Source organism: Litchfieldia sinesaloumensis, assembly GCF_900156865.1.
Taxonomy (GTDB): Bacteria; Bacillota; Bacilli; order Bacillales; family Bacillaceae_L; genus Ferdinandcohnia; species Ferdinandcohnia sinesaloumensis.
This window is the reverse complement of the sequence record NZ_LT732529.1, coordinates 1,072,361-1,095,057: the sequence shown is the minus strand read 5'-3', so window position 1 is coordinate 1,095,057 and position 22,697 is coordinate 1,072,361. Positions and strand designations below refer to the sequence as shown.

The following is a 22,697-nucleotide window of genomic DNA, read 5'->3' as shown; positions in this document are numbered from 1 at the left end:
TTACTCCCCTTCTACGACCGATAAATTTTCATTGTCCAAGATATTCGAATCATCATCTAGCCCAAAGGCAACATTGGATTCAATCCACTTACGTCGTGGTTCCACCTTATCACCCATTAGCGTAGTTACTCTTCGTTCGGCTCTTGCTACATCATCGATTCGAACTCGAATTAATGTTCTCGTGTCGGGGTTCATCGTAGTATCCCAAAGCTGATCTGCGTTCATTTCGCCTAAACCTTTGTAGCGTTGAATGATATACCCTTTTCCAATTTTGCTGATTGCACCCTTTAACTCATTATCATCCCAAGCATACTCGATGACTTCCTTTTTGCCTGTTCCTTTACTAACTTTGTAAAGTGGTGGAAGGGCAATATAGACCTTACCCGCTTCAATTAATGGCTTCATATAGCGGTAAAAGAAGGTTAAAAGCAAGACCTGTATATGCGCTCCATCCGTATCAGCATCTGTCATGATTACAACTTTATCGTAGTTAATATCCTCTAAAGCAAAATCAGCTCCGACACCACCACCGATTGTATGGATAATGGTATTGATCTCTTCATTTTTAAAGATATCATTTAGCTTTGCTTTTTCTGTATTAATGACCTTTCCTCTTAACGGAAGAACAGCTTGGAAACGTCGGTCACGACCTTGTTTAGCTGAACCTCCAGCAGAATCACCCTCAACTAAGTAAAGTTCATTTTTTTCAGGATTACGTGATTGAGCAGGGGTTAGCTTACCACTCAATAATGTCTCAGATTTCTTTCGTTTTTTCCCACTTCTCGCTTCTTCTCTCGCTTTTCGAGCAGCCTCTCTTGCTTGAGCAGCTTTAATTGCCTTTTTTACAAGAAGAGTACTCACATCTGGGTTTTCCTCTAGAAAATAAGCTAAGTTTTCAGAAACAACAGAATCAACAGCAGATCGTGCTTCACTGGTTCCTAGCTTACCTTTTGTTTGTCCCTCAAATTGCAGCAATTCTTCAGGAATACGAACAGAAACAATAGCCGTTAATCCTTCGCGAATATCGGAACCATCCAGATTTTTATCTTTTTCTTTCAACTGCCCTGTTTTACGAGCATATTCATTAAAAGCACGTGTTAATGCTGTTTTCGAACCTACTTCATGGGTACCTCCATCCTTTGTTCTCACGTTATTAACAAAAGACAAGATACTTTCTGAATACCCGTCATTAAATTGAAACGCAAAATCGACCTCTATTCGGTTTTGAATTCCTTCAAATGAAACGACAGGATGTAAAACATCTTTTTCTTCATTCAAATATTGAACAAATGCTTCAAGGCCGTTTTCATAATGATAAACATCATGAAAATCATTTCGTTCATCTATTATTTCAATCTTTAATCCTTTTAGTAAAAAGGCAGATTCTCTGAATCGTTCACTTAATGTTTCAAAATTAAATGTAGTGGTACTAAAAATAGTTGGGTCTGGCTTAAAGTGAATGGTTGTACCTGTTTGATTTGTCTTCCCAACGTTTTCAAGAGTAGTAGCAGGTATTCCACCGTTTTCGAAACGTTGTTCGTAGATAAACCCACCACGCTTAATGGTTACCGTCAACCATTCGGATAAAGCATTCACTACAGAAGCCCCAACACCATGGAGACCTCCACTTGCTTTATACCCACCTTGTCCAAATTTTCCGCCGGCGTGTAGTACTGTGAAAATAACTTCTGGTGTGGGCTTCCCCATTTTATGCATGCCTGTTGGCATTCCACGTCCTTTATCCTGGACGCTTATACTATTATCTTTATGGATTTTTACAATGATGTGATTTCCATAGCCAGAAAGTGCTTCATCCACTGAATTGTCTACAATTTCATAAACAAGGTGGTGAAGACCCTTACTATCCGTACTCCCAATATACATACCAGGTCTTTTTCTAACAGCTTCAAGGCCTTCTAGTACCTGTATTGCATCATCATTGTAATCAAATTGTTGCTTAGCCAAAAAACATACCCCTTTCATATACAAAACACTTGGGACAACACCCAAGCACATAGCTATCAAATAGCCTCTCTCTATATAAGTATACCTTCTTTACTGACAGAACAAATGTTTTGTAATTTACTGCCCTATGTTTTATTTTATAACTTTATCCAGATTTCGCAAACCGTTTTCCGTGAAAAGGCGAAAATCCTTGTCTAAAAACAAGGATTTTTTGTCTCTTGGTTTTTATTTTGTCAACGCATGCTCAACTTTTATACAACGATCCATGACAACTATATTATCGCGACTTTTTAAAAAGTCGTATGCTTCCTCACTAACACAGCCAATCTGAGACCAAAAAACGTCAGCATCAATTTCAACAAAATCCTTCGCAACATCCATTAAATGTTCTGAGCGGCGAAAAACGTTAACAATATCAATATGTCCTTTGATATCTTTTAGAGATTTAACAGCCTTTTCACCTAGTGTTTCGTCTATTGTTGGATTGACAGGAATGATTTCATACCCCGCATCCTGCATTGCCTTACTCACCATATAAGAGGTTCTATCAGGATTATCAGATAACCCAACAACAGCAATTCTTTTGCTTTTCTTCAAAATTTCACCTAGTTCAGCGCGAGTTGGAATTTCTAAAGACATTATAGTGAGTCCCCTTTATTATATATTAATTCTATCATAGTATTTCGGTCCAAAGCTTAGTTATTCCTGCATTTATTTTGATTTTCAAGCCAGTATTGCAAATTCTTCATACCTTTCTTTAATTTTTCGTCCAAAACAGAAGAAAATAATCATTATGAGAAAAAATTTCTAGTTTAATGAGAATACTTGTACAAGCGTGGTATAATCACATAAGAATGTTACATCTTTTGCAATAAGCACTTATTATTATTTTATTAAAGGAGTCATGTGTATGGTACTAAATATTGTTATTATACTCCTTGCTTACCTTCTTGGTTCGATACCTTCTGGATTAATCGTCGGGAAGATTGGTTACGGTATTGATATCAGGGAGCATGGCAGCGGAAATTTAGGTGGAACTAATACGTTCCGTACACTTGGAAAAAAGGCAGGTTTAATCGTAACGATTGCAGATATCTTAAAAGGAACCTTAGCAACCGCACTTGCCATGATCTTTTTAGGTGATCCAGGTGATTTGCATCCTCTATTAGTTGGAATGGTTGCAGTGGTTGGACATATGTATCCAATTTTCGCTGGATTTAAAGGAGGAAAAGCGGTTGCAACCTCCGGAGGTGTTCTTCTAGCGTATAATCCGATTCTGTTTATTACGACATTAATATGCTTCTTTATTTTCTTAAAGTTAACAAAAATGGTCTCGCTTGCTTCCATGCTCGTTGCTATTTACTGTGTCACTTTCAGCATCGTTTATAGTATCTTCTTTGAAACGGATTATCCTCTTATAATAGTCGTTTCATTACTAGCAGCATTTGTGTTTTATCGACACCGTGCAAATATCGTGCGAATAAAAAATAAAACAGAACCAAAAATTAAATGGTTATAGATTTACCTAAGTGGTTTTAAGAAAGACATGTAACTCTATTCGGGTTACATGTCTTTTTTTTTTAGATAAAGCGATCAAAGAATTCTAAGATTTTCCGATTTACTTTGATTTCATTTTCCTTTTTCGAGAACCCATGTCCTTCATCTTCAAGTACTAGATACTCCACTTCTCTTCCTTTATCTTGCAACGCTTTAACGATTTTATCTGATTCAGCTTTCACAACACGGGGATCATTTGCCCCCTGTATAACTAACATTGGTTTTATCATACCCTCTAAATGGGTAATCGGGGAGAACTCAATAAGCTTCTCTCGGTCTTTTACAGGGTCACCAACCCATTGATTCATAACAGGCTTCCAGTGCTCAGGAACAGATTCAATAAACGAGAACAAATCACTAGGGCCAAAGATATCAATTACAGCTTTAAAATACTCAGGATGCTTACCATGTAGCAACAATGACATATAACCGCCATAACTACCACCTAATAATAGGATTTTTTCACGGTCTGCATATCCATTTTTTATTAACCATTCCAGGCCTTCAATATTATCAAGACGCGGTCCATTGCCCCAGTCTCCTTCTACCATTTTTGTAAACGCGAGACCGTATCCGGTTGAACCACGGAAATTCGGTGCAAAAACGCTGTATCCGCGGTTTACTAAAGATTGAAACATCGCTCTAAATGACTTTCTTTCTGCAGCTTGTGGTCCACCGTGTGGCCATAAAATGACATGACCATTCGATACATCTTCTTTCGCTTTAAAGAATAATGCCTCAATTTCTAACCCATCAAAGGATGGATAGGTGATGACATCAGGGTGCACTAGCTCTTCTTCGCTCACACCAGGAACACCAAAATTTGTACATGCTTCCCATGAATCCTCTTTAGCCGAGCGTTTGTAGATATTAAATGGACTGGTCGAAGATCGACCTAACACATATAGGTTATTATTTTCTGTCACAATTAGTTTCTCTAAAACGGATGTAGGTGTTTTTAGCTTTTCAAGCGCCCCTGTTTCAATATGATAGGCATATAGAAAATCCTCAACACCTTTTTCACTCACAATATAAATGGTTTGAGTTTCTTTATGATATTTAATGGATTTGAAATCTTCTTTTTCAAGTGACACAACTTTAGAGAATTGGTTCGTACTCACATCATATTTGGCAAGATATGAAAAGTCATCATCATAATCTGTTAGCAAGTAGATTGTTGACTCCGAAGCAAATAAGGAATCAGACACGGTATGTTGATTTTCTGTTTCGGGTGTTAATCGATATTTCTTTCCGTCCTTATGTAAAAAAGCGAGTGAATATGTGTTGGCAAAATGCTTTAAATAAATTTGACCACTCTCATCTGGGCTAAGTGCAGTTAAATATGTTGCAGCCTGTTTACCTTCATTAATTATTGTTTCTTCTTCTGTGTCCAAATTATAACAATACGAATTCAAACACATTGGATTGTCCTTATTTGACGTATAATATAACTTCTTTCCATCCTTAGAAAGAATAGCTATCATATGACGGTGTCCATCATTTTTACGAATTGGTTTTAATTCTCCACCCTGTGGTTGTATAGCATATAGCTGTGTATTTTCATCTCCATCTTTATCAAAACCCACAATCAAAAATCGCCCATCTTTATCATAGGTAAGCTCGTGGCAGCTTTGATCATTAAAAGTAAGTGGGTACGGAAATTTGTTTGGTAAATCCATAGCCCAAAGATTATATTTACCACTAAGGTTCGAACTAAATACTAGCTGTTTTTCATCTGGACTTATCGTAAAAGTTTGTATTCCAAAGGTTCTAAAAAATTGTTCTACATCAGGTTTCTGAAACTGCATACTCAACCTCCTACTTTTTTAGATTTAAAAATCCCATAAGAACTTATTCGACTATTTTTCCATATATTCCTTCTTATATATTTCGAGTTTTGAAATATCCTAAAACAAATGACAATATTCGATAAATTTCTAACCTTTTTTCAAAGTTTTGTATTATAGTAGATGTAGAATGAACATTTATCCTGGGGAGTAATGTCGTATGAGAAGAAGCAGAAAGAAAAGTAAATCAAGAAATAGCACCAAATATTTTATTAGCTTATTAATCCTTTTACTGGTTCCGATTAGTGTTTATTTTACATTAAATAACTTGAAAGCGAACACATCTACAGAAGCCAGAATTATTCAAAATCATGAATTTAAAAAGACAGAACAAGCTTTCAGACCATTTACAACATCAATGACACTCGGAGCAATTGGAGACATCTTAATCCATTCGACTGTGTATGATGACGCAAAAACTGGTGACGGTTATGATTTCAAACCTATGATTGAAAATGTAAAGGGTTTACTAGAAAGCCCTGATCTTACAATCGCTAACCAAGAAACTATTGTGGGTGGCACAGAAATCGGTTTATCAACATATCCTTCCTTTAATAGCCCATATGAGGTTGCAGACGCGTTTAAAGATGCAGGCGTTGACATTGTTTCAATTGCTAACAACCATACACTTGACCGTGGTGAAAAAGCGATTATAAGTGCTACAAATTACTTAAACAAAATAGATATGGAATACACTGGAGGCTATCAAAGCCCTGAGGATAAAAATAAAATCCGGATTTTAAATCGAAATGGAATTAGCATCGCATTCCTTTCTTACACATATGGTACAAACGGTATCCCAGTTCCGGAAGGGAAAGATTATTTAGTAAATTTAATTGATATGGACTTAATTAAGGAAGATATAAAAGCTGCAAAACAAGTAGCGGATGTGGTTACAGTTAGTATGCATTGGGGAAATGAATATCAATTATATCCAAATGACCACCAAAAACAGCTCGCCCAGGAGTTAGCAGATGAAGGAGTCGATCTCATTATTGGCCACCACCCTCACGTATTGCAGCCGATGGATTGGTTAACAGGTAAGGATGGGAATCAAACCTTTGTAGTCTATTCGTTAGGGAACTTCTTGTCTGGGCAGATGTGGGATTATAAAGATATTGGTGGAGTTTTGCAAATCGAAATTGTGAAAGAAGTCAAAGCAGTCGATGAAACTATTGTTCGTATTCAAAATCCACAATTTACACCAACATTTGTTTCAAGCAGTGGCTTCAGAAATTTTAAAGTGGTACCGCTTCAAAACGCTGGCCAATTCGGGTTAAGTAATGCTACAAATAAGTATGAAGAAATGATTCATCACATGAATCAATGGCTCGTAGACAGAGAATAATCTAGAGGACACGGCACATCGTAGGATGTACCGTGTCTCTTTTATTCTTTAGGTTTCTTTGCATTTTCATATGCAAGATGCCATTCAGGATACAGTTTTCTAATCGATATTGGCCGAAAGGAGTCCTTTTTCACACATACATGTGAAGAAGTCGCGTTCACGGATATCTCACCATTGGGGTTTTCAATTTCATATCCATAAATAACTCGAAGACCATCATAATGTTCAATCCAAGTCTTAACCAACGCTGTTTCACTATACCTTAACGGTTTCTTATAGGAAACTTGCAGATCAATAACAGGGGAAATAATCCCATCGCTCTCCATCTCCGCATAGCTAAAGCCCAGGTCCTTAATAAGCTGTGTTCTCCCTAGCTCCATCCAAACTAGATAATTTGCATGATAGACAACACCCATTTGATCCGTTTCAGCATATCGTACTTCGATTTCTTTCTTGGAAATTAACAATTTCAACCTCTCCCTTTCCCTAAAACAAAATGCGTTAAAAATATAGTATCATAACTGGAAAAGCACCAACAATAAGACGCATCTAAATTAGAACAAAATAAAAAGGTATACCGGCGTTCCTTGGCATACCTTTTGGAAGTTTATTGATAACCGTTTTCCCTGTCAGAGGCTTCATCTTTAATCTCTTCACGCATTGCTCGAATTGATTCCTCGCGACGTTGGTTTTTAGCTTGTATCTTTTGTCGCTCCTCTTCATTCGAAAACTGCATTGATTCTTGAGACTCTTCAATGTTTTCAATTGTATTTTGGACCATGTCTTGGAGTCTCTCTACATTATCACTGCGGTCATCCGGTTTTGATCTGTTGTGTGTCATCCTTATTCCTCCTATGTAGTAATGTTACATCTATATATTGCTTCAAGTTAGCCCATTTTATTTCTGAATTTCTGACGATTCACAAGTAAATAAAGGATATTTAATTTCTGACATAAATAAAAGGACGTTGTCAAAAACGCCCTTTTATCATGTGAGAATTAAGCTAGTTTATTCACCTTTTGTTTGCATGACCTGAGCGTGCTGCCCAGATTTATCTTGCATTTTTTTTCCTTTATTTCCACCAAATCCGCGTGGTTGAGTTCCAGTTTGGTTATTTTTAAATTGGTTATGGTAATTTCTTGGCATATTATTTCCCCCTCCTCCTTTTCATTATCACCTGTAAGAAGCGTTCTCATGTAAAAAGAAGAGTGGAGATTGTATCCAATTCACCCGATTAGATTTGATGGGAAACTTACTCAGCTTTTTCTAATCTTTTTTGCTCTAATCTCGCCTCAATGCGTTCCATTGCTTCTTGGTCTTTTAGTAATTCTAATTTATTTTCTTTAACCAACTCAGCAAATGTAACCTTTCTAACTTTTCTCAATTTTCTCACCTTCCTCTATACACTATTGTATTAGTAATAATCTCCAAAAAACGAACAAATTATTACAAATTTTCGAAAATTTATTTTAAAAACTCTTTCACTGGACTTTAAGGGTTAAAAAACAAAAAAAGAACCAAATTCACTTGGTTCTTCATGTTATCTAAGTTTATTCACTTGGGTTTCAAGCATTTCAAAGTCCATTTGACCCTTAATATAATGATTAATCGTTCCGTCTGAATTGATGAAGAACGTTTCGGGTAAACCTAAAACCTTATAATCACTGCTTGCCTGGTTTTTAGGATCTACTAATAGCGGGAATGTATAGCCTTTTCCTTCAACGAATTCATGTGCATTTTCAGCTTTAACTTCGGATGCAGTCATATTAACTGCTAATATCTCTACATCATCACTCTTTGTTTCGTAAAACGACTGAATTTCAGGCATTTCTTCTCGACATGGTTTGCACCATGATGCCCAAAAGTTTACCACCACTTTTTTCCCTTTTAAGTCGGATAAACGGATTGTTTCATTTTCGTTGTTTAATAATTGTAGTTCAAAATCGGGCGCTGTATTTCCTATTTCGATACCCGTTACCCCTCTTTTTTTATCTTCTACAAACTCAAAAACAGCATATCCTACTAGACCTAACAGAATAAGTGGAATAATGATTTTTTTTAGCATTTGAAACCTCCGTAAAAATTTCAGCAACTGTAAAGGACCTGTTTACTGTCATTATACTTATTTAACCATATATCGAGTCCAAATAAAAAGGCAGTTTTGTGAACTTCACAAAACCGCCTTTGCTAATAAGGAGATTAACCCTTCATTTTATCACGAAGTACCATTTGTAGGATACCGCCGTGACGGTAGTAATCAATTTCAACTTCACTGTCGAATCGAACAAGTACGTCAAACTCTTTCTTGTTTCCATCTTCGTCAGTAGCAGTTACTTTTACATAATCACGTGGTTTTACATTTTCATCAATTTGAACTTCAATAGTTTCTTTTCCAGTTAAGCCAAGTGTTTCAGCATTTTCACCTTGTTTGAATTGGAGAGGTAGTACACCCATTAATACAAGGTTACTACGGTGAATACGCTCGAAGCTTTCAGCAATAACTGTCTTAATACCAAGAAGGTTTGTACCTTTCGCAGCCCAGTCACGAGATGATCCCATACCATAGTCGTTACCAGCGATAACCACTAAGCCAGTACCATCTTGCTTGTATTTCATACATGCATCATAGATAGACATAACTTCGCCTGTTGGCCAGTGAGTAGTCCATCCACCCTCTGTTCCAGGAGCGATTTGGTTACGAATACGAATGTTCGCAAACGTTCCTCTTGTCATAACACGGTCGTTACCACGACGTGAACCATAAGAGTTAAAGTCACGAGGCGAAACGCCCTTTTCCTGTAAGTATTTACCTGCAGGAGTATCTTTACCAATTGAACCTGCTGGTGAAATGTGGTCAGTTGTTACGGAATCACCGAACTTACCAACTACACGTAATCCACTAAGTGGTTTAACTTCACCTGGTTCAGCAGATAGGCCTTCAAAGAATGGTGGGTTTTGAATGTATGTTGAATCTTCATCCCACACGTATAGTGCCTCATCAGTACTTTCGATTGCGTTCCAACGCTCATTGTCATCAAATACACGCTCGTATTCTTTTCTGAATAGCTCAGGTGTAACAGTCTTTTTAACCTCTGCTTTCACTTCTTCTGCAGTTGGCCAGATGTCATTAAAGAATACATCGTTACCGTCTTTATCTTTACCGATTGGTTCTTTTTCAAGATCGATATCAACAGTTCCAGCTAACGCATATGCCACTACAAGTGGTGGTGATGCAAGGTAGTTACCTTTTACTAGTGGGTGGATACGTCCTTCAAAGTTACGATTACCAGAAAGTACAGATGTAATTACTAGGTCGTTTTCAGCAACAGCTGATTCAATTTCAGGAGCTAACGGACCTGAGTTACCGATACATGTTGTACATCCATAACCAACAGTACTAAAACCAAGCTTTTCAAGGTAAGATAGTAATCCTGAATCTTCTAAATAGCCAGTAACAACTTTAGAACCAGGTGCTAATGATGTTTTAACATATTTAGGAACTTCTAGGCCTTTTTCAACCGCCTTTTTCGCAACAAGACCCGCACCTAACATTACGTATGGGTTTGAAGTATTTGTACAACTTGTGATTGCAGCAATTGCAATATCACCAGTCTTCATTTGTACTTCTTCGCCATTTTCAAATTTCACGGTAATTTCCTTGTTGATTTCTTCAGGAGTTAAACCATATCCTTGGTTACCAGTTGCAGTTAATGCTGTTTGGTAAGCTTCTTTCATTTTTGAAAGTGGAATTAAATCTTGTGGACGCTTTGGACCAGAAAGATTTGCTTCAATTTCAGAAAGATTGATTTCAACAACGTCTGTGAAAGTTGGATCTTCAACATCTGCTGTATAGAATAAACCGTTAGCTTTACAGTATTCTTCTACGACTTTAATTTGCTCTTCATCACGTCCTGTTAGACGTAGATATTCTAGTGCTTCACCATCTACTGGGAAGAATCCACAAGTAGCACCATATTCTGGAGCCATGTTCGAAATAGTTGCACGGTCAGCTAATGGAAGTTGTGAAACTCCTGGACCGAAGAATTCAACAAATTTACCAACAACGCCCTTTTGACGTAATACTTGAGTAACTTTAAGTGCTAAGTCAGTAGCTGTTGTACCGTTTGGTAGTGTACCTACTAATTTCACTCCGATAACTTCAGGCACAGGGAAATATGAAGGTTGACCGAGCATTCCTGCTTCAGCTTCAATTCCTCCAACACCCCATCCAAGTACACCGATTCCGTTAATCATTGTAGTATGAGAGTCAGTACCAACAAGTGTATCAGGGAATGTTTCAAATTCACCGTTTTCTCCTTCAACAGCATGAACAACATTTGCTAAATATTCAAGGTTAACTTGGTGAACAATACCAGTTGCTGGTGGTACAGCACGGTAGTTATCGAATGATTTTTGAGCCCAGCTCAAAAACTTATAACGTTCTGCATTTCGTTCGAATTCTAAATCCATATTAAATTGAAGCGCATCTAGTGTTCCTGCTCTGTCTACTTGTACGGAGTGGTCAATAACAAGATCTACTGGGATTTCAGGGTTGATTTTTTGAGGATCTCCACCCATATCAGCCATTGCCTTACGAAGTGAAGCTAAATCAACTACAGCAGGAACTCCAGTAAAGTCTTGTAGAATTACTCGAGATGGTTTGAATGGAACATCAACCTCTTGTAAGCCATCTGTTCCCCATTTTGCTAAGTTTTCAACGTGTTCTTTCGTAATTACTCTTCCATCAACTTGACGTAATACAGATTCTAAGAGAACCTTAATGGAATATGGCAATTTTGAAACGTTACCAATTTTCGCATCTTCTAATGCTTGTAAGCTATAATAGTTATACTTTTTGCCGTTTGCTTCGAAAGAAGAACGTGCATTAAATACATCATGCTTTGCCATATGTATAACCCCCTTCAATTAAATAGTATCGCAATTTATCCAAATTGTCGAAATTTAAGAGATTTTAAAACTCCCAATACATATATTAATATAACTATAGACATAAGTAAATAACAAGTAAGTTATTAAGCTCAATAAGTTTTACTTATTGACATCAAGGATAATTTGTTGAAAAAAGAACAAAATAAGGTCGGAGGTGAAGAGAATGTCGAAACGTAAAGCAAATCATGTTCGACCTGGTATGAATGATGCGAGTGCCCAAGGAATTGGAGCAGGATATAACGAAGAGTTTGCAAATGAACCATTAACGGCAGAACAACGACAAAATAATAAAAAGCGGAAAAAGAATCAGTAAAATTGGATAACATAAGAAGCCAAACATAAACGAGACAATTTCTTACTGTACAGAAAGCGTCTTGGGTTGAACAAAATATGATAAATTATAAATGGCCCGCAAAAAGCGGGCTTGTTTTTTTATTCATTTACTTCATTCATGATGGATTGTAAATCTTGTTGAAATTGCTGAAGTTGGGATTTCTGATGCTCTGAAGCCACCTCTAATGCATTTTCGATTTGCTGATATGCTTCATTGACTTCATTTTTTAACCTCTTTAAGTGAGCACCATAATCTGGGTCATTGCTGACGATATTCTCATATACATCTCTAGCTTGTTCAGTACCTTGCTGTGCTGCTTGGAAAGCCTGCTGTTTATCCTTATGATAAGGCATATTTTCAACTCCCTTATGGTAATTCGTGCAATAATAGCTTACCTTTTTTCCAGAAAATCATTCCGTTTCCACCGCATAAAAAAGTGGTAAAACAATTATCCTAATCAAAGAAGGGGGGATAAATCATGGGAGAAAAAAACACGTTCAAGGATATTAGAGCAAATGGCGGACAAAGTACAGGAAGTCAACCTCAACCAATGAGTGGCTCTAAAAAAGTAAAAAATCGAAACCACACTAGACAAAAAAACAACCAAGGCCACGATATGTAAGTAACAAAGGGAAAATAAAAGCCGCAAAATCGTCTGCGGCTTTTTATGCAAGAATAGATAAGGCATTTACAATCTCATTGATTTCTTCTTTTTCAACGGTACGAAAATCAAGAACTACTTCATTATTCTTTATTCGTGTAATAACTGGTGTTTGATTCTGACGTAGCAGGTTTGCTAACTCCGTTGAAGATCTGTCTGGGTGTGATAATCTTACGACATAGGTTGGCACTTCAACACCAGGCATTGTTCCGCCACCAATTGGGGATCCATCTTCATTTATCTTCAACTCATAGACTTTTGTTTGACCTAATAAGCAATCAATAAAAAATTGACATTTTTCTCTGATTTCCTCTTTGGATGCGATAATATCACGGATCGTCGGAATCTCGTTATGATTGCCTTTTAGATAGGAAACTAAAGTTGCTTCGAGTGCAGCATATGTCAATTTATCGACCCGTAACACCCTGGCAAGTTGATGTTTTTTTAATACATCAATTAGTCCTTTCTTACCAACAATTATACCAGCCTGAGGTCCACCAAGGAGTTTATCTCCACTAAATGAAACAAGGTCAACCCCTTCCGCTAGAATATCTTTAATAACGGGTTCTTCACCAATTCCGTGTTGCGTAAAATCATATAAAACCCCGCTCCCTAAGTCCTCATATATAACAAGGTTATCTTTTTTCTCCTTAAGTGTAACCAACTCCGAAATTCCAACAGTTTTTGTGAAGCCAATCGTCTTGAAATTACTACTGTGTACCTTAAGAATCACCGAAGTTTGCTCTGTGATGGCATCCTCATAGTCAGCTAAGTGTGTTTTATTGGTTGTGCCCACCTCAACTAGAATAGCATCGCTTTCCTCCATAATAGCTGATATTCGAAATGAGCCCCCGATTTCCACTAATTGGCCACGAGAAACGACCACCTCTTTATTTTTGGCTAACGCACGTAATGTTAAATAAACTGCAGCTGCATTATTGTTTACAACAATTGCACTTTCGGCACCGGTTAATTCTACCAATAACGATTCCACAACGGAGTGGCGTGATCCCCGCGTTCCCTCGTTTATGTCATACTCTAGATTAGAATAACCCTCCGCAATCTCGACAACATGCTGAATTGCTTTATCACTTAGTCTAGCACGTCCCAAATTAGTATGTAGAACCGTACCAGTTGCATTGATTGTTTTGGTTAAGTAGTATTTCGTTTTATGTAATAACTCACTTTCTCCCCTTTGAAAGATAAATGCCATCATTTCTTCTTTTGAAGAGATACTTCCACCACACTCGCCTTGTACGATATCATTTCGTATGTCTGTTACAACATCTCGCAAAACATTTGTCAACATTTCTCTACTCACTTGATGACGTTTCGACAGCTGAGAGAAAGTTGGAGAAGCTTGCAAATCGTGGATGGCCGGAAGCAGTTGAAACAAAGTATTCATACCAAATTCCTCCACTAAGCCCATAGTATCTCTATTTTTACATGAATGTATCATACTTTACAAACGGATTGTACAAATTTTTGTATTTCATTATCACGAACAACCCTCTTACTGAATAACCTGAATATAGAATTCCATGGAGGTTCAAATTATGAATAATTTCGATAAATCCAATCCTTTTTCCTTTCACGGGTTAGAGGATTGGATGAAACAATTCCTTGATGACCCCTATCTATTAGACGATTATCAATTTAGGATTGATTTATTTGAAACACAGAATGAGTATATTATCGAGGCTGAATTATCTGGATATCAACCTGAGCAAATCCAATTAAATGTCGAGAACGATACATTTCGTATCAAGCTTACAGATTGCGTAAAACCTCCTAATGATACAGTATTGACTGAAAGAGTTGTAACCCTTCCTTTCGAATTAGAAAAAAAGAAAATTGAAGCACTTTTTCGAAATGAAATCCTTGAAATATATATCAAAAAAAATGGCAAACGTAAAAAAAAGAAAAATAACATAAAAATAAAAGTCCTGTAAATAGCTACAGGACCCTTTCTAATTTAGAACATTTTCGTAATTTGTGATTGTTGTTCCAGGAAAATAAAACTGAATAATCTCATTATATTTTTTACCTTGGTCACCCATGATACTAGCTCCCCACTGGCTCATCCCTACTCCATGGCCATATCCTTTTCCTCTAATCACATATTTCGTCTCTGTTGCCTCAAACGAGTCAATATAGTAACTCTTAAAAATACTTCCACCAATCATCGGACGTATCCGATTTACATTTACATTCTCCAACGTAAGATTCCCAAGCAAGACAGTCCCGTCAATGAGTTTTTGTAAGAATTCAACCTCGATTGTCCCTGTGGTGGATCGATTTGATTTATACTTCTTAGGACTTATCTCTAAATTTGGAATCGAAAGAATGACAATATCTCCAGGATATCCTTGTCGATTTATTGATTTTTTCATTACTGCAGTTATTTCTTTATCTACTTCTTGAAGTTCTTCCCAAGGGTCAGAAGACTCCCAATTAATTTCTTCAAGATTTATTTGAGTTTTCGATAATGTAAACTCCCAAGGATGTATTGGATCAAAGGGATCTTCTTTAATTGGATAAAATGACCGACTATCCCCACCCCAGACATTTGTATTATTCTCTGTCATTCCCCCGTTGCTAGCTGAATAGAAAGCATCAATTAACCTGTCATTATATGTAATGACCTGCCCCTTTGTAGCTTCTACAGCCTCTGTCGTTCTTGCATTCCAAGCGTATCCCCCATATACTTGGTAAAAGGTTGTATCATCCATCTCTTCATTTAGATGTGACACTGCATAAGTTCTTGCAGCAAGGGCTTGTGCCTTTAAAGCCTCAATATTCCATGAAGGGAACACTTCAAGAGGAACAACTCCTTTTAAATAATCTTCCAAAGGAAGTTGATTGACAGGGCGAACAAAACGTTTATTTTCAACCAAAAATTCCATCGCACCTAGATATGGTCGCTCATCTATAAAAACACGATGTTGTTCATTATACGTTTGCGGGATTAGTAAAAACGAGGAATCAACCTGCTGGTTCAATTCTCCTCCTTTTATATGAAGTCTCCCTTTTTTAACATATAACCGGTAGTTCACTCCTTCTTTTAGTGTTAATGTGGGATCTAGGGTTACATAATCACCCTTAAGTTGTACTTGGACTTCTTTGGTATCTCCGACAAAGTTTTCAAGTCGAACATGAACCATTTCTTCCGCCTCTCCCTTGGAAAGACTAAATGTAAATATACATATACATGTGAGAAACAGTATTTTTTTCATATCCCTATAATTCCCATTCACTACAGATAATATGAAATTGAATATTTTTTGGATTTTTTTATAAATGCTGGTTTCGTTATTCAAAACACTTGTCTAATAGGGTATAATGAACCATTGAGGTGAACAAATTCATGTTATCTGGATGGTTTCTATGGTTTATTCTTATATGGGTTTTCCTTTTTATCACATTACTTGCCATTGGCGGTTTTTTTATGTTCAGAAAGTTTTTGAAGAAACTTCCAAAGGAAGATGGTAAGTCAGATTTAGATTGGCAAGATTATTACATAGAGCAAACTCGTCATTTGTGGCCAAACGATCAGAAGGTATTATTAGAAGAGTTGGTAAAGCCTGTGCCTGAACTGTTTCGCGATGTGGCGAGACAAAAAATAGCGGGAAAAATCGGTGAACTGGCCCTATCGGAAAAAGCAAAACAAATAACGCAGGATTTAGTGATTAGAGGTTACATTATAGCTACACCGAAACGGGACCATAAATTCTTATTAAAGACATTAAACGAAAAACAAATAGACGTTTCTCCTTATAAGGAACTGTTCTAAAAAAAACAAACTCGGCAAAATATGCCGAGTTTTTCTATAGTCGAGCCGCAAGTTTTTTGTATTTAACGTACATGGCAATCCTCCATGGAACAATCATTGCAAAAGCAAGAATCCAGAACATCCCGCTCAAAGCTCCAAAATCTATGGTTGTACTTAATACTGATTTTAATAAGATTCGAATCACCAATAAACCTACTAGTATATATATAAACGCCTTAGAACGTTTAAGGTAGATGTCATTCTCTTTAATTTCAAATGATGAGGTCTTTATTAAAAGGATAGAAAATAGCATCCCTACCACAACAGCTTCAAAGATTTCAATTGGTGTTACGCGAAACATTGGATGAATAAACATAAGTGCACCTGTACTCATAAATACAGGTGGTAATATGATTTTTTTTACCGAAGCAGGTTTTTGTGAAGATTTTGCTCTTAAAAACGTTACAAAAATCGCCATCATAATTGCGACAATTGAAGATGCAATTACCAAATCAACCATTCCTTTTTACTAACGTATGAAAATATAATCGTAAATGAAACCCATTTAAGACGAAACTCTTAAATGGGTTTTTCCTAATTTAAAACTCTATTAATTGTTTCTACAATCCTGCTTTCATCAAAAGGCTTAACGATATAATCCTTCGCTCCCGCTGAGATTGCATCAACAACCATTTTTTGCTGTCCCATAGCTGAACACATGATAATACGTGCCTTTGGATCGAATTCTTTTATAAGTTTAACTGCATCAATACCATTCATTTCTGGCATCGTGATGTCCATTGTAACAAGGTCAGGTCTATATTCTTTATATTTTTCAACAGCTTCCAATCCGTTTTCTGCCTCTGAAACAACCTCATGGTCAGCTTTAACTAATATATTTGTAAGAGTAAGTCTCATAAATTTCGCATCATCTACTACTAAAATTCTAGCCATTATCCGGTCCCCCTTGAATATCATTCTCAGGTAGCTATTCGACTAAAAACCTGTAAATCCTCCAAAAATAGCAGTTGCATATGCAATAATTTTTGTCATCCAATCAAAATACAGTACTACACCCATAATAATCATTGCATATCCACCAATTTTGACAATCTTTATACTGTTTTTTCGAATCCATTGCAAACGTCCAATAAAAAATGAAAGTACCAAGAACGGGATAGAGAATCCTAATGAGTACATCACCATATACAGCATGGCGGAATCAGGATTCGAGCCTGCAAGCGCGATAACAGACATTAAAATAGGTCCCATGCACGGTGTCCATCCTGCAGCGAAAGCCATACCAATAAAGGTAGAACCTACGTAACCTGCTGGACGATGTTTAAATTCTATTTTTCGATCTTTCATTAAAAATCCTGGTTTTAAAATTCCCAATACGACGAGACCAAAGAAAATAATAAATATGGCTCCAACTTGGCGAATTAAATCTTGGTATTCACTAAAGATTTGGCCAACAAAAGATGTTCCAAACCCTAGCATAACGAAAATAACTGAAAATCCAATTAAAAAGAAAATTGTATGTAAGATACTCCGTCTTTGCAACATTGCATTTTCTGATTTTAGTTCACTTACCGATGCTCCTGTTATATACGACAAAAAGGCTGGATATAGCGGTAAACAACATGGTGAAATAAAAGATAAAAACCCAGCACCAAAAGCAAGGAACACATTCACATCTGCCATGATAACAACTCCTAATTAGTTCATCATTATAATTCTAGCAAATAAACATGCATAATCATAATTATTAATATGAAAGTTTTGTGTCATAGCACTGTATGTAAGTTGAATATATTTCCAAATAACTTATATATCACCAATTACCATTATATGTTATACTATGAGTAACTCGTCCCGCTCGAGATACTATGCGAAGAAAGGGTTATTCCTTGTGTCAAAAGAACAACTTCTTCTTAAAATTGAACAAAAAAGAAACGAATTAGTTGAAATTGTTTTGAAACACGGCTTTACAGCTGAACCTACTATTAAAGTAAGCCAAGATCTAGACGGTCTATTAAATCAATATAATACTGGAAATGATCAGAAAAGCCTCTCAAATTAATGAGAGGCTTTTTACATAACCGCTTCTTCAACATTATCTTTACTACCATTTTGAAGTAAAAACATTTTATAATATAACCCTTTTTGGGCTAATAGCTCTTGATGAGTGCCTTTTTCAACAATTCCCCCCTGGTGTAGCACTAAAATAAGATCCGCATCTTGAATAGTGGACAAACGGTGGGCAATTGCGATTGTTGTTCTACCCTCCCTCATTTTTTCAAGTGCTCTTTGAATCTCTTCTTCTGTTTCGGTATCAATATTGGCAGTAGCTTCGTCAAGAATGAGAATTTTTGGATTCATCACAATCGTACGTGCAAATGCTAGTAGTTGCCTTTGACCGCTTGAGAAAGTTGCTCCACGTTCAACAACATGATGATTATAACCGTCTTCCAGTTTATCTATAAAACCATCGGCCTGAACAAACTTTACCGCTTCCTCAATTTCTCGATCTGTAATTTCTGGATTATTAAGACGTAGATTCTCCCTTATTGTCCCAACAAACAAGAATGGATCTTGGAGGACCAACCCTATTTTATGGCGAAGTTCATCATTTTCAAATGATTTAATGGAATGACCGTCAATTAAAATATCGCCGTGTACGATATCGTAAAATCTCATCAATAAATTAATGATAGAACTTTTACCACTACCAGTATGACCAACAAGTGCGATAGTCTCCCCTTTTTTTGCTGTAAAAGATATGTTCTTTAAGACTTCCCGCTTACCATCGTAGGAAAAGCTAACATTTTTAAATTCAATTTCCCCTTTTTCAATCGTGGGATACATATTACCTATGGTTTGTGGTGCAAGCTCATCGTGATCAAGAAGTTCAAATACCCGTTGTGATGCAACAACCGCTTGTTGAAGAAGAGACAAACGCATCATCATGTTATTAACAGGCTCGAAAAATCGTTCTAGATAGTTTACAAAGGCAAAAAGCACACCTATTTCAATTGGACTTTCAAGTGCATTAATACCGAAAAAACTCAACACCATAATAATTGTTAATATATAGATAAATTCAACAGCGGGTCTTAGCAATAAACCATCAAGCTTAATATTTTTTATCCCGGCTTGGTAATGCGCATTATTAATGTCAGCAAACTCGCGACGCAATCTCTTTTCTTGGCGAAACACTTGAATCATTGCCATCCCTTGTAGCGACTCATTTAGTTTTGCATTCAGTTGACTTAAACGTTCACGCATATCATGGTAGTATTTTGAACTGAATTTTCGATATGATTGCATCAATATAAACAGAATAGGAATTAATACTAAGCAAAATAGAGCTAGCTGTACATTCAAATAAAACATCGCAATAAAAATACCAATCAATAACACACCATTTTGTACAAATGTTGCAACAACCTCAACAAACATGTCTTTGATCGCTTCAGTATCATTCGTAACTCTTGAAACGATACTTCCACCTGGTGTTTTATCGAAATATTTCAATCCTAACTTATGAACCTTTGCAAAGACCTCAATTCGCATTTCTCGGATAATCTTCAAGGCAATCTCTTGAAACTTCACTTGCTGAAAATACTGTAAAATCACCTTGGTAATATGAATTAAAAGGTAGGTAGCACCTAAATAAATTAATGGCTCAACTACTAAATTACGTGGAGTTAGGTAATCATCTATAAATATTTTTATTAATATGGGCCCGACAATATCCGCTAGAGTTGCTAGAATCAATAAAGTGAACGCATATATGAATTCTTTTGTATGAGATTTCGTGTAGGAGAGCAGTCGAATGATTGTACGCCCTTGGTTCTTATTTTTCATTTTATTATTCATTGTCTACCCTCCATGCTCAACAAGTGATTCAAGCTGTTGACGGTGATACATTTCACGATACCATCCCTGATTCAAAATAAGCTCATCATGAGAACCATGCTGAATAATTTTTCCATCTTCAATTACCAGAATCTGATTTGCGTGCTGGATTGCACTTAAACGATGCGATGTAATAATTGTCGTTTTTCCATCTCGAGTTTCTCGTAAGGAACGTAGTATTTCCTCTTCAGTCTTAGCGTCAACTGCAGATAAGGAATCATCAAGAATCAAGATTTCCGGTTTCATCAACAAGGCCCTTGCAATTGAGATTCTTTGTTTCTGTCCACCAGATAACGACACACCACGTTCTCCAACAACTGTTTCATAACCGTCTGTGAATTGTAAAATATCATCATGGATATTAGCGAGTTTGGCTGCCTCAATAATTTCATTCATTGAAGCATCTGGTTTTGCAAATGCAATATTATCCGAAACTGTTGCAGAAAATAGAAAATGATCCTGTGGAACATATCCTATTCCCCTACGTAATGCATCTAAAGTATACTGTTTAATCTCTTTTTCACCTATTTGTATTTTTCCATCATAGCCTTCAATCTCCCGAATTAATAGTTTCAAAAGCGTTGTTTTTCCAGCACCTGTTTTTCCAACGATTCCAAGAGTATGACCTCTAGTTAGATGAAAATGGATTGCTTCAAGCGTTTGCTTTTGCTCACCTGGAAATGAAAATTGCGAAATAGAATAGACGATATCACCTGTTGGTGACCTATCACTAGCATCCTCTAAATCTGTTATTTCCATTGGCTCAGCAAGAAGCTTCTGTACACGGTCATAGGACGCCCTGCCCCGCTCTACGATATTAAATAACCAACCGAAAGCAAGTAGAGGCCAAATTAATAACCCTAAATAAGTAGTGAATGAAACCAACTCTCCCAGAGTCATTTCCCCAGCGAGAACATACCTAGAACCAAAAACAATAGCTAGAAAGAAGGATATTCCCACGATAAATGAAATGGTTGGATCATACAGCGCATCAACCTTTGCAACGGCAAGGTTCTTACCCACGACATCATCAGATTGCTTACGAAAAATTTCAGTATCCTCTTCCTCTTGACCGAATGTTTTTATAACCTTAATCCCACTTACACTCTCTTGTACCTTATCATTAAGGCTTGAAAATGCTTCCTGTGCCTTATGAAAACGTCTATGTAATAGTTTGCCATAATAATTTGTAGAAAGCGCCATAAAAGGAAGAGGAATAAGACAAATTAACGTAAGCTTCCAACTGATTGTAAAAGCCATCGTTAATAAAACAAATCCACCTGTAGCCAGTGAATCTACTAATGTTAGTACACCTGAACCAGCTGTCTGTTGAATGGCCTGTAAATCATTTGTTGAGTGTGCCATCAGGTCACCAATTCTTCTCTTCTGGAAAAAACCCTGTGACATCTTTGTAAAGTGCTCAAACAAATGGTTTCTTAATAATCTTGCTAATTTTACGGACGAACCAAAAATCATGATACGCCAAAAAAATCGAACTACATAAACCGTAATTGATGTCGCAAGTAAAATTAATAACCATTTAAATAGTATTTCCCTTGTTAGAGTTCCTTGTGCAATAAAATCTACTGTCATTCCAATTACCTTCGGTGGAACAAGCTCCAACAATGCCACAATCAATAATAAGATAATACCAGTTAGATATGATTTCTTCTCCTGTATAAAAAACCACATTAAATCTTTAAAGATTTTCATCCTGAAGTCCTCCAAAAGACGAAATAAGTGCCATAATAGTTTACCAAATTTTTATATTTCTAGAAAGATAAAACAAAGGTTACAGGTTAAAATAACTACAAATCATTCTATTTCTTTTTAAGTTCTACTATAATGTTCAATAGATGATAAATTGAGGTGACCTGAGAATGATTAATTATAAAGAGCTTCATCATGTGAGTCTAACAGTAACAAATCTTGAAAAGGCAAAGGATTTTTACAGCAATATACTGTGTCTAAAAGAGATTAACCGTCCAAATTTCGATTTCCCTGGTGCTTGGTATGAAGTTGGAAATCAACAACTTCACTTAATTGTCCTACCGGATTCTCAGACAATCCGTAAAAACAAAAAAATTAACAGCCGAGAGGGCCATTTCGCTCTACGAGTTGAAAACTACTATGACACGTTAAATTGGTTGTCAATAAACAATGTGACCGTTCTCGAAAAGCCAGATAGTGTCAGCGGTTTTGCGCAAATCTTTTGTGCCGATCCTGATGGGAATTTAATTGAATTAAATATTGATCAAAGGGATTTATAACAAAGTTGTTTTTTAAATTTTTTTAGCAATAAAAAAGCCACTTTTTCAAGTGATTTCTCACTAAAAAAGTG

25 protein-coding genes are annotated in these 22,697 nt (G+C 36.5%); 8 read left to right on the top strand and 17 right to left on the bottom strand.

The window, feature by feature from the left end:
- Together parE and CZ490_RS05405 are read right to left on the bottom strand one after the other, a co-directional pair.
- On the bottom strand, positions 1 to 1,983 hold the full coding sequence (parE, locus tag CZ490_RS05410) for a DNA topoisomerase IV subunit B (RefSeq protein ID WP_200801547.1): 1,983 nt from the start codon (positions 1,981 to 1,983) through the stop codon (positions 1 to 3).
- Between the two features lie 207 nt (positions 1,984 to 2,190).
- On the bottom strand, positions 2,191 to 2,604 hold the full coding sequence (locus CZ490_RS05405) for a CoA-binding protein (RefSeq protein WP_077617939.1): 414 nt from the start codon (positions 2,602 to 2,604) through the stop codon (positions 2,191 to 2,193).
- A gap of 271 nt (positions 2,605 to 2,875) precedes the next feature.
- Here CZ490_RS05405 and plsY point away from each other — a divergent pair, with 271 nt between their 5' ends.
- Entirely contained in the window at positions 2,876 to 3,484 is a 609-nt protein-coding gene (gene plsY, locus CZ490_RS05400; protein WP_077617938.1) for a glycerol-3-phosphate 1-O-acyltransferase PlsY, read from the top strand.
- Between the two features lie 61 nt (positions 3,485 to 3,545).
- Here plsY and CZ490_RS05395 read toward each other — a convergent pair whose 3' ends face one another.
- Positions 3,546 to 5,330 carry a S9 family peptidase gene (locus CZ490_RS05395; RefSeq protein WP_077617937.1) on the bottom strand — a complete coding sequence of 595 codons (1,785 nt, stop codon included), beginning with the start codon at positions 5,328 to 5,330 and terminating at the stop codon, positions 3,546 to 3,548.
- A 199-nt stretch (positions 5,331 to 5,529) separates the two neighbouring features.
- Between CZ490_RS05395 and CZ490_RS05390 the strand changes: the two genes are divergently transcribed.
- Positions 5,530 to 6,717, top strand: a complete 1,188-nt coding sequence (locus CZ490_RS05390) for a CapA family protein (protein ID WP_077617936.1) — start codon at positions 5,530 to 5,532, stop codon at positions 6,715 to 6,717.
- A 41-nt stretch (positions 6,718 to 6,758) separates the two neighbouring features.
- On the opposite strand, the gene CZ490_RS05385 is transcribed toward CZ490_RS05390, so the two are convergent.
- The 6 genes from CZ490_RS05385 to acnA all read right to left on the bottom strand — a co-directional run bounded on the left by CZ490_RS05385 (position 6,759) and on the right by acnA (position 11,626).
- Positions 6,759 to 7,184 (bottom strand): acyl-CoA thioesterase, encoded by a 426-nt coding sequence (locus CZ490_RS05385; RefSeq protein WP_077617935.1) that lies wholly within the window; start codon positions 7,182 to 7,184, stop codon positions 6,759 to 6,761.
- Between the two features lie 140 nt (positions 7,185 to 7,324).
- Positions 7,325 to 7,558 carry a small acid-soluble spore protein Tlp gene (gene tlp / locus CZ490_RS05380; RefSeq protein WP_077617934.1) on the bottom strand — a complete coding sequence of 78 codons (234 nt, stop codon included), beginning with the start codon at positions 7,556 to 7,558 and terminating at the stop codon, positions 7,325 to 7,327.
- 168 nt (positions 7,559 to 7,726) lie between these two features.
- Complete coding sequence (gene sspN, locus CZ490_RS05375; RefSeq protein WP_077617933.1) at positions 7,727 to 7,864, bottom strand: small acid-soluble spore protein N; 138 nt, start codon at positions 7,862 to 7,864, stop codon at positions 7,727 to 7,729.
- Positions 7,865 to 7,970: 106 nt separating this feature from the next.
- A complete protein-coding gene (locus CZ490_RS05370; protein WP_077617932.1) occupies positions 7,971 to 8,102 on the bottom strand; it encodes an FbpB family small basic protein in 132 nt (43 codons plus the stop codon).
- A gap of 156 nt (positions 8,103 to 8,258) precedes the next feature.
- Entirely contained in the window at positions 8,259 to 8,783 is a 525-nt protein-coding gene (locus tag CZ490_RS05365; RefSeq protein WP_077617931.1) for a TlpA family protein disulfide reductase, read from the bottom strand.
- 134 nt (positions 8,784 to 8,917) lie between these two features.
- Positions 8,918 to 11,626 carry an aconitate hydratase AcnA gene (acnA, locus tag CZ490_RS05360; protein WP_077617930.1) on the bottom strand — a complete coding sequence of 903 codons (2,709 nt, stop codon included), beginning with the start codon at positions 11,624 to 11,626 and terminating at the stop codon, positions 8,918 to 8,920.
- A 205-nt stretch (positions 11,627 to 11,831) separates the two neighbouring features.
- Between acnA and sspO the strand changes: the two genes are divergently transcribed.
- Positions 11,832 to 11,981, top strand: a complete 150-nt coding sequence (gene sspO, locus CZ490_RS05355) for a small acid-soluble spore protein O (protein ID WP_077617929.1) — start codon at positions 11,832 to 11,834, stop codon at positions 11,979 to 11,981.
- 119 nt (positions 11,982 to 12,100) lie between these two features.
- Here the strand turns inward: sspO and CZ490_RS05350 are convergent, their stop codons facing one another.
- The gene (locus CZ490_RS05350; protein WP_077617928.1) at positions 12,101 to 12,355 is read right to left on the bottom strand and encodes a hypothetical protein; all 255 of its coding nucleotides are present in this window, start codon (positions 12,353 to 12,355) and stop codon (positions 12,101 to 12,103) included.
- Between the two features lie 125 nt (positions 12,356 to 12,480).
- Here CZ490_RS05350 and CZ490_RS05345 point away from each other — a divergent pair, with 125 nt between their 5' ends.
- On the top strand, positions 12,481 to 12,624 hold the full coding sequence (locus tag CZ490_RS05345) for a small acid-soluble spore protein P (RefSeq protein WP_077617927.1): 144 nt from the start codon (positions 12,481 to 12,483) through the stop codon (positions 12,622 to 12,624).
- A gap of 43 nt (positions 12,625 to 12,667) precedes the next feature.
- Here the strand turns inward: CZ490_RS05345 and selA are convergent, their stop codons facing one another.
- Complete coding sequence (gene selA / locus CZ490_RS05340) at positions 12,668 to 14,068, bottom strand: L-seryl-tRNA(Sec) selenium transferase (RefSeq protein WP_077617926.1); 1,401 nt, start codon at positions 14,066 to 14,068, stop codon at positions 12,668 to 12,670.
- A gap of 151 nt (positions 14,069 to 14,219) precedes the next feature.
- Between selA and CZ490_RS05335 the strand changes: the two genes are divergently transcribed.
- Positions 14,220 to 14,615: an Hsp20/alpha crystallin family protein gene (locus CZ490_RS05335; RefSeq protein ID WP_159439911.1), complete on the top strand. Its 396-nt coding sequence runs from the start codon at positions 14,220 to 14,222 to the stop codon at positions 14,613 to 14,615.
- A gap of 18 nt (positions 14,616 to 14,633) precedes the next feature.
- On the opposite strand, the gene CZ490_RS05330 is transcribed toward CZ490_RS05335, so the two are convergent.
- On the bottom strand, positions 14,634 to 15,827 hold the full coding sequence (locus CZ490_RS05330) for a SpoIID/LytB domain-containing protein (protein WP_234987171.1): 1,194 nt from the start codon (positions 15,825 to 15,827) through the stop codon (positions 14,634 to 14,636).
- 203 nt (positions 15,828 to 16,030) lie between these two features.
- On the opposite strand from CZ490_RS05330, the gene CZ490_RS05325 reads away from it, so the two are divergent.
- Positions 16,031 to 16,456, top strand: coding sequence for a DUF2621 domain-containing protein (locus CZ490_RS05325; protein WP_077617923.1), 426 nt, complete (start codon positions 16,031 to 16,033; stop codon positions 16,454 to 16,456).
- 34 nt (positions 16,457 to 16,490) lie between these two features.
- Here CZ490_RS05325 and CZ490_RS05320 read toward each other — a convergent pair whose 3' ends face one another.
- From CZ490_RS05320 to CZ490_RS05310, 3 genes are all read right to left on the bottom strand, one after another.
- Positions 16,491 to 16,955: a CcdC family protein gene (locus CZ490_RS05320; protein ID WP_077617922.1), complete on the bottom strand. Its 465-nt coding sequence runs from the start codon at positions 16,953 to 16,955 to the stop codon at positions 16,491 to 16,493.
- A 74-nt stretch (positions 16,956 to 17,029) separates the two neighbouring features.
- Positions 17,030 to 17,389 carry a response regulator gene (locus CZ490_RS05315; protein WP_077617921.1) on the bottom strand — a complete coding sequence of 120 codons (360 nt, stop codon included), beginning with the start codon at positions 17,387 to 17,389 and terminating at the stop codon, positions 17,030 to 17,032.
- A gap of 42 nt (positions 17,390 to 17,431) precedes the next feature.
- The gene (locus tag CZ490_RS05310) at positions 17,432 to 18,139 is read right to left on the bottom strand and encodes a cytochrome c biogenesis CcdA family protein (RefSeq protein WP_077617920.1); all 708 of its coding nucleotides are present in this window, start codon (positions 18,137 to 18,139) and stop codon (positions 17,432 to 17,434) included.
- A gap of 208 nt (positions 18,140 to 18,347) precedes the next feature.
- Between CZ490_RS05310 and CZ490_RS05305 the strand changes: the two genes are divergently transcribed.
- Positions 18,348 to 18,518 carry an aspartyl-phosphate phosphatase Spo0E family protein gene (locus CZ490_RS05305; protein WP_077617919.1) on the top strand — a complete coding sequence of 57 codons (171 nt, stop codon included), beginning with the start codon at positions 18,348 to 18,350 and terminating at the stop codon, positions 18,516 to 18,518.
- Positions 18,519 to 18,529: 11 nt separating this feature from the next.
- Here the strand turns inward: CZ490_RS05305 and CZ490_RS05300 are convergent, their stop codons facing one another.
- Positions 18,530 to 20,317 (bottom strand): ABC transporter ATP-binding protein, encoded by a 1,788-nt coding sequence (locus CZ490_RS05300; RefSeq protein WP_077617918.1) that lies wholly within the window; start codon positions 20,315 to 20,317, stop codon positions 18,530 to 18,532.
- Between the two features lie 3 nt (positions 20,318 to 20,320).
- The gene (locus CZ490_RS05295) at positions 20,321 to 22,069 is read right to left on the bottom strand and encodes an ABC transporter transmembrane domain-containing protein (RefSeq protein ID WP_077617917.1); all 1,749 of its coding nucleotides are present in this window, start codon (positions 22,067 to 22,069) and stop codon (positions 20,321 to 20,323) included.
- Positions 22,070 to 22,236: 167 nt separating this feature from the next.
- Here CZ490_RS05295 and CZ490_RS05290 point away from each other — a divergent pair, with 167 nt between their 5' ends.
- A complete protein-coding gene (locus tag CZ490_RS05290; protein ID WP_077617916.1) occupies positions 22,237 to 22,626 on the top strand; it encodes a VOC family protein in 390 nt (129 codons plus the stop codon).
- Positions 22,627 to 22,697: the final 71 nt, after the last annotated feature.